The 7488-nt window shown below is 57.1% G+C and carries 5 protein-coding genes; 3 read left to right on the forward strand and 2 right to left on the reverse strand.

Translation table 11 applies throughout. The annotated features are described in order from the left end of the window. Nucleotides 1-1520: hypothetical protein (locus ABX962_RS24800; protein ID WP_372723290.1), on the reverse strand; the 1520-nt coding region annotated here is incomplete at its 3' end. A gap of 323 nt (nucleotides 1521-1843) precedes the next feature. On the opposite strand from ABX962_RS24800, the gene ABX962_RS24805 reads away from it, so the two are divergent. The 3 genes from ABX962_RS24805 (at nucleotide 1844) to hrpB (ending at nucleotide 6029) form a co-directional block, all read left to right on the forward strand. Then, the gene (locus tag ABX962_RS24805; protein ID WP_372723292.1) at nucleotides 1844-2806 is read left to right on the forward strand and encodes a sugar phosphate isomerase/epimerase family protein; all 963 of its coding nucleotides are present in this window, start codon (nucleotides 1844-1846) and stop codon (nucleotides 2804-2806) included. 123 nt (nucleotides 2807-2929) lie between these two features. Next, nucleotides 2930-3451 carry a DinB family protein gene (locus tag ABX962_RS24810; RefSeq protein WP_372723293.1) on the forward strand — a complete coding sequence of 174 codons (522 nt, stop codon included), beginning with the start codon at nucleotides 2930-2932 and terminating at the stop codon, nucleotides 3449-3451. 40 nt (nucleotides 3452-3491) lie between these two features. After that, the gene (gene hrpB / locus ABX962_RS24815) at nucleotides 3492-6029 is read left to right on the forward strand and encodes an ATP-dependent helicase HrpB (protein WP_372723295.1); all 2538 of its coding nucleotides are present in this window, start codon (nucleotides 3492-3494) and stop codon (nucleotides 6027-6029) included. A 7-nt stretch (nucleotides 6030-6036) separates the two neighbouring features. Here the strand turns inward: hrpB and ABX962_RS24820 are convergent, their stop codons facing one another. Further along, nucleotides 6037-7377: a hypothetical protein gene (locus tag ABX962_RS24820; RefSeq protein ID WP_372723297.1), complete on the reverse strand. Its 1341-nt coding sequence runs from the start codon at nucleotides 7375-7377 to the stop codon at nucleotides 6037-6039. Nucleotides 7378-7488: the final 111 nt, after the last annotated feature.

Genomic DNA, 7488 nt, shown 5'->3' on the forward strand with positions numbered 1-7488 from the left:
AAGGCGTCCCCCATGCTCTTGCTGCTGTCGACCAAGTAGACGAAATGGTTTCCCCCACCATCGACTCCGCAAAACTGGATCTTGGCGTCCGAGTCACTCGGCTTGGTCAACATCGCGGCGGCCGAGTTGTCGGACTGGCTCAGCATGGCCGCAGCCGGGCTTGGCATCGATGGCGGTGGTGGGGGCTTGAAATCGGATACTGCGATCTCGCCGACGGGGCTCAAGTCGTACTGGATCTCGGATTCGGTTTGCTCTTCGGTCGGCTCGGTTTCCAATTCGCTGCTTTCAATGGAAAAGGTTTCCATTGACACTTCGGACGCCGAAGGTGCCGAGGCGGATAGCGTCACCTGGTCGAGCGGCTTGTGCGTTTGCAGTGTGACAACGCCAAGGATCACGAGAATGACTGCATGCACAATCACGCTTGCGATCCAGGCCGCTGGTTTTCGTCGCCGATCCTCGGGCGTCGCCGTGTCGTCAGCAACGAACTCCGATTTAAGATCCGCGATATTCGCTTTTTCGATCGGCTTCTCGCCGCTGTCGAGGCTCGGGATCTGCAGAGAAGCTGGATCTAATGAACTCGCCGATTCGGTGGCGGTTGGTTTGGCCGTTGCGATGCAAACCGATGGGGCATCGCTCGTTTCGCCTGCTGCCACGGCCGGGCTCCTTTCGTCCGGCGAAACCGCGTCTCGAAACCGAGGCGCAGAAGCTTGGCGATGAGCCGAATCGACGCGTCGCTGCGGTGCAGCGGCGTGATCTTCGCGAGTTTCAGTGACGATCCGAGCGAGGGTGTCCGGTTGGATATTTGGCTCTTCAACAACGGCCAGTTCGGTGACGCCAGCGGATGGTTTGCTGGTTGTTGCGTCTGCCTTCTCGGTTGCATCGGGACTGTCGGACGCGTCCCCGATCGGCGTTTCGTCGTCCTGTTTCTCAGCACGATGTTTTTCGACATCCTGGTCGAACGCTTCGCGAATCTCTTGCCAACTTTGAAACGACGTCGAGGTCAATGCGGCAGCGGAAAGCTCCCTCTTTGCCGGCTCCGGTTCAAGCGGCGTCGATGCGGGTTTCTCGAGAATCGGGCTCGTATACCAAGTGACATCCGCAGTGTTTTGGTCCGGTTCTAAATCCGCTTGCAAGGGCGCCGCGGCATGCGAGGGATCGTCCGCTGTGCGGGCGGGGTCGGTCGGTTGCGGCGACGCGTGACTCGGGGCAGCGGGGCTGGACGCAGCCATTCGTATTGGCGTCTCGGGGTGGGGCGTATCCAGTCCGCGAAGTTTTAGCTCGATCGAGGCTGCTTCGGCATCGCACCTCGCCGCTTGCGCTTCATGACGCGCCGCATCGGCTTCTCGCTTGAGCCGGAACAATTCGAGTTCAAGTGACTCGCGTTCCGAATCGATTCGCAGTTGCGAAGTGGAATTGCCGGTGTCTCGTGAATCAAGCGGGTCACTTGATTGCGTAAGCTCAGTTCGGCTGGCATCCGATGGATGCGGATTCAATTTCGATTCGGGTGAATCGCTTGGCATCAACACGCAAATGCTATTGAGAAGAGCATCTAATGAGAAAAGGGTGTGGTTTGCACTCCGTCCATTGTGAGGCTTTTTTGCTTAGCTGCAACCCAATTCGTCGGGGATTGTTTTATTCATAACCAAGGTCGCGAAGCGTTTCGGAAATTCCCAAATGAATAAAACTCTCGGCACATGTCGCGAAGCGGAAATTCAGTTCTCTTCTGCTTGCGAATATTCCATGCAAGCAACGCCATGATGTTTTGATTAGGCTAATCGAGTAAAACGATGGCTCCTGCCCCTTTTTCTTCCCCTGATTTTTCCTTCCTGAGAGTTTTGCTGCTATGACCGACCGCCGCCAATTTATGGGACTTGTCAGCACCTCCGCCGTCGGTTTGGCGGTGACCCGCAATCTTGCAACCGTCACTGCCACAGAACCGGTTTCCGTAAACGACACCTTTCCGGTCCGCTTCGCTCTTAACATGAGCACGCTGCGAGGACACAATCTGACGGTCAAGCAGCAGATCGAAGTGGCTGCCAAGGCGGGCTACGATGGCGTCGAACCATGGATTCGGGATCTAGAAACCTATGTCAAAGACGGAGGCAGCGTTGCGGATCTGCGAAAGCAGATTGAAGATGCAGGGATGACGGTCGACAGCGCGATCGGATTTGCACAATGGATCAACGACGATGCCGAACAGCGAAAAGCGGGGCTCGAAGTGGCTCGCCGCGACATGGAATTGGTTCGGTCCATTGGGGGGACCATGATTGCGGCGCCGCCTATCGGGGCGCATCAAAAAGAGGCGATCTCGCCGCCACTTGAAGTGATCGCCGAGCGTTATCGTGCACTGTTGCAGGTCGGGGACGAAACGGGAGTCACGCCTCAGTTGGAACTTTGGGGTTTTTCGCCCACGATCAGCAAGCTGGGTGAATTGGCGTACGTCGCAACGGCCGCCGAACACCCCAAGGCATGTGTGCTGCCCGATTTCTATCATATCTACAAAGGGGGTAGCGATTTCGCGGGCCTAGGGATGATCGAAGCCTCGCGAATGCATTGCTTCCATATCAACGACTATCCCGGCGAACCTTCGCAGCGCGAGATCAGTGACAAAGATCGTGTCTTTCCCGGCGACGGGGTCTGCCCGCTCGTGCCAACGATTCGCCAATTGCTTGACCATGGTTTCCGTGGCACCTTTTCACTCGAGTTGTTCAATCCCGAGTACTGGAAACGCGACGCGTTGGAAGTCGCCCGCGAGGGGCTGGCAAAGTCCAAGCAAGTTGTGGCGGACGCGATCGCCCAAGCGTGATTAACGGTAGTAAGTGGCTGCGAACGTCAAATCCGCGTCGGTGTCTAGACGGTTCTCGGCATCGCGACCTAGGATATGCCGAATGGCGGATTTTACACTCGAATGAAACAAGGATTTAACGCCGTGCCTAACATCGGTCCCATGATTGCAGCGTCCAGCCGGATTGGACTTGCCAACGCCCAACGCATGCTGAAAGACGTCACCCCCGAACAATTTGCTCGCTTTGCCAAGTGCGGCGATACGGTGATCGAGTCGAATCATCCCGCGTTCGTTTTTGGACACCTTAGTTTGTATGCGTCCGAGGTGATCAAGGCGTTGGGAGGCGATGCATCGGCCTATCAGCCGAGTGACAAGTTTGTCAAAGTGTTCTCTAAGTCAGCGAAGTGCGTCGACGATCCCGAGGGCAATATCTATCCTCCGATGGACGAGATCCTGAACGCGTTCAACACCGGCTATGAAGCCGCGCTGGCGGCGTTGGAAAACGCGGACGACGCCGTTTTGTTAGAGGCGAATCCCAATGAAGCGATGCGAGATCGACTGCCTACGTCTGGTGCGATGCTGAACTTCTACGTCGGTGGTCATATCACGCTTCACGTCGGCCAAATCAGTGCGTGGCGAAGAGCGTTTGGCTTGGGACCTGCGTAACCACAAGTGTCTTTGTCGCAATCCAAGTGAGCATCTCGACGTGAGCGATTCTGGTTCCGGCAACTCGGTTTCTAGCGATGCTGACGCCCTCGACTTGCCGGTCGTAGAATGCTTGGACTCGATCCTTGCTTCGGCAAGCAAGTCGATTCCCGTGGTCTTAAAGGCGCCTCCGGGCGCTGGTAAAACGACGCTGGTTCCACTCGCATTGCTGCAGCGGAATAGCGTCGACGATGGCGAGATTCTATTGATTCAACCGCGTCGCTTGGCCGCGCGGGGTGCAGCATCGCGGCTGGCGTATCTGGACCACAGCGAATTAGGTAGCCGTATCGGCTATCACGTTCGCTTTGATCGATGCACGTCCAATCAGACGCGGTTGATCGTGATGACAACCGGCATGTTGCTGCGGCGACTTAGCAATGACCCGCTGCTGGAAAACGTGGGCTGTGTGATCTTGGACGAGTTCCATGAACGCAGTCTCGAAATCGATTCGGCGCTGGGGATGCTGCACCGCATCCGCACGACACTGCGTCCCGAATTGAAACTGATCGTGATGTCGGCCACGTTGGCGACCGAGCCGGTGGCAGAGTTTCTTGGCGATGCAGTGTCGGTGCACAGCGAAGGCCGGGCGTTTCCGGTCGACATCGTTCATTCGCCTCATCTGTCCAAACAGCCAATCGATTCGCAAATCATCGAAACCTTGCCCACAGCACTCGATCGGACCGCCGGTCACGTACTGATCTTTTTGCCGGGGGTGGGGGAAATCCGGCGAACGCACCGGATGATCGAAGCAAGCGGGATGGCTGCGAATTGCATACTGCATGATCTGTACGGCGAGATGAATGCGGCCGATCAAGATGCGGTGCTTTCGGTATCGAATAAACGCAAAATCATTCTTGCCACCAACGTCGCCGAAACGTCGGTCACAATTCCTGGTGTGACCGCGGTCATCGACAGCGGGCTCGCTCGCGTGATGCGGTTCAATCCTGCCGTGGGGCTTCCGGTGCTTCGTTTAGAACCCATTTCCCAAGCCTCGGCGGACCAGCGGGCGGGGCGGGCCGGGCGAACCGAAGCGGGGGTCTGTTTCCGGCTCTGGCCGCTGGCGGCCCATCGCTCGCGACGGCTGCACGATTCACCCGAAATTGAGCGTGCGGACTTTAGTTCTGCCGCCTTGATGTTGGCCGGTTGGGGCGAACGCGATGCATTGGATTTTCCTTGGCTGACACCGCCGTCGCTCGAAACCGTTGATCGAGCCAAACGGTTGTTGATCTCGCTCGGCGCGATCGATGACAACGGTGGCTTATTGCCGGTCGGACAGCGAATGATGCGGTTGCCGCTGCATCCACGGATTGCCCGATTCCTTGTTGCTGCTGATGATTTTGGAGTGGTTGCTGACGCGACACTGATTGCGGCGCTGTTAAGTGAACGCGGTCCGTTTCGCTCGCAATCGTTAAGTCTGTTTGACCAGATTGAAAAATTGAAACGCTATCTCGATGGCGATGCTCGCATCGAGATCGATCGTGGGGCTGCGAAACAAATTCAGCGAGTTGCCAAACAAATTCGCCGAATCATGGGGTCGGCAGAGAGCTCGCCGCAGCACTCAGGCGATAACCAAGCATTGCAGCAATGTCTGTTGGCCGCGTACCCCGATCGCGTCGCTCGTCGACGAAGCCACGACAGCGACCGAGGGGTGATGGTAGGCGGCCGTGGAGTCCAGCTTGCCAACGCGGCACTGGCTCACGAAGCGGGCATGCCGTCCAAATACTTTGTTTGTATCGATGTTGACGACCGTGGCACCGAAGCGAGGGTGCGAGTCGCGGTGCCGATCGAGCTGGAGTGGCTTGACGCGTCGCAGGTTCGTACGATCGATGAACCGTTTTATGATCCCGCAAAACAAGTCGTGATCGCACGAAGACGGCAATATTTTCATGACCTCGTTCTCAGTGAATCGCCGATCGAATGTCAACCAAGTCCCCATGTCGCGACGGTATTAGCGGATGTGACGCGAGATAATGTCGAGTCGTTGTTGAGCGACAAAAACGAAGCTGCGTTGGCATTTTTGCAGCGAGTACGCTTTCTGCATTCGCAAATGCCGGATTTAGATATTCCCAAACTTGACGACGCTGCCGTGCACCGCGTGCTCGAGCAACTGTGTCAATCGGTGACGTCGCTGGCCCAGCTTCGCCGCGCCGCTTGGCTGGACCATTTCAAGGGGATCTTCGACTATGCTCAGCAGCAACAGATTGAACGTCACGCTCCCGAGCGAATCACCGTTCCCAGCGGCAATACGGTGCGTGTCGAGTACGTCGAGGGCAAGCCGCCGGCGATCCATGTCAAGCTGCAGGAATTGTTTGGCTGGACCGACACACCTCGTATCGCGGGCGGCAAGGTGCCGCTGCAATTGCACTTGCTCGGACCAAACCGCCGGCCGCAACAGATCACCGATGATTTGAATAGCTTTTGGAAGACCACCTATCCGGTCGTCCGCAAAGAACTGCGTCGCCGCTATCCCAAGCACTTTTGGCCCGAAGACGCTCTGACCGCAAAAGCAACTCATAATGGTCTGAAACCTCGCGACTAAACACGAGTCACCCAAGCTCTCGTGTTTTGCGTTCCGAGAGAGGAAAAATGCACTGCAGTGCGGCCACCGCAAGCCACGCTGGCAAAAAGATCGCCGCAGCATCGCTGAATCGGCCAATCCCGGGGCTGGTCAGGATCACAAACCCCAGCTTCGCCAGCAGATAGGTCAGCGTCATGATCGTTAACGACCGCATGGCGAGGCCATTGTCCAGGACTCCGCCGCACGGTATTCCGCTGGCCGCTGCATAGATCAACCATGCGGTCAAACCGAGGATTGCACTCAAAAATATCGGGTGCATGGCGATGTCCGCAGCGATCGCCCATGCGCCCCGCCGCCCATTTTTTGCAATCCAGACCATGTAACGCTGCGGGTATTGACGAATGATTTCTTGGTTCATCGCTTTGATGACGTTGTGTTGTGCGACGGGATCGTCGCCTGCGATTGCTTTCGCCGCAGGCACGACAACAAAATAGGTCATCTCGTCCCAGCGGGCATCGATGGTCATCGTCGCTCCCGTTTCGCCTGCGGCAAAAGTGTGCCCCGCCGCCGCGAGGTCTTGCTGCTCCGACACGATTGATTCTCCCATCGCGGCCGCATCACCGGGTAACGCTCGGAGTTCTTCGTCCGAGAGCAATTGGACCAGTACCCCCGCCAAGTTCTGGTGGCCAAACGGCAGGATTCCAAAGTCGTTGACGGCCACCAAGCGAAGCCCCATCCAGGCCAATATTGGCACGAGCGTCGCGACCGAAACAAGCAAGCTGTTGCCCAGCGAGCGTTTCCATGATTGCCCATGGACCCGGCCTAATAAGCTGCCTGCAACCATCAGCCAGGGGATTAGAAACAAGTAAGCGGGTCGCAGCATGATCGCAATCACCGACAAAACTACAACCGCGGTGGCCCACCACCACGAATCCGCCGCAGTGCTGAATCGCAAAAGTGCGGTCGCAACCATGACGCCCACGGAGGCTGCGATCGCATCGGTCGAAACGGTGTTGATGTGGTCCATCGCGGTGCATCCCACTGCGATCGCGATTCCTGCGACGATGCAGTCGCGAGCGCCCAGCCCTTGCCGTCTCAGTTCGATGGCGAACCAAGATGCTGCCGTGGCGTGGACGATCACCTGAGCCAAAGGGATAAAAGCCAATCCGACCGTGCTGCGAAACGCCAGCAACCACAATGGATAGCCCGGCGTGCGAATCGATCGTCCAATCGCATCGAAGGACGAAAATGAATAGTCCAGATAACTCGCGGAATCCGATACGAAATGGGGGTCAAGTCGCCCGCTCAGCCAAGCTACGAAAACGCCGCCGACGACAAAGGAAATCCAGTAGGCGAAAGCGGGCTTCATCGTGAGCGGGGCTGTTGATCAAAATTGGAAATAGACAAACGGCTGAAAACCGACAGGAGCATAGATTAACAAAGCCCACAGCATCACGGTGGTGGCGATCGGCGAATACCA

This window comes from Novipirellula sp. (assembly GCF_041583735.1).
GTDB lineage: Bacteria > Planctomycetota > Planctomycetia > Pirellulales > Pirellulaceae > Novipirellula.

What these genes read in the sequence shown, in the direction of transcription:
- ABX962_RS24805 (WP_372723292.1), top strand. Translation starts at nt 1,844, where the DNA reads ATGACCGACCGCCGCCAATTTATGGGACTTGTCAGCACCTCCGCCGTC.
- ABX962_RS24820 (WP_372723297.1), bottom strand. Translation starts at nt 7,377, where the DNA reads ATGAAGCCCGCTTTCGCCTACTGGATTTCCTTTGTCGTCGGCGGCGTT.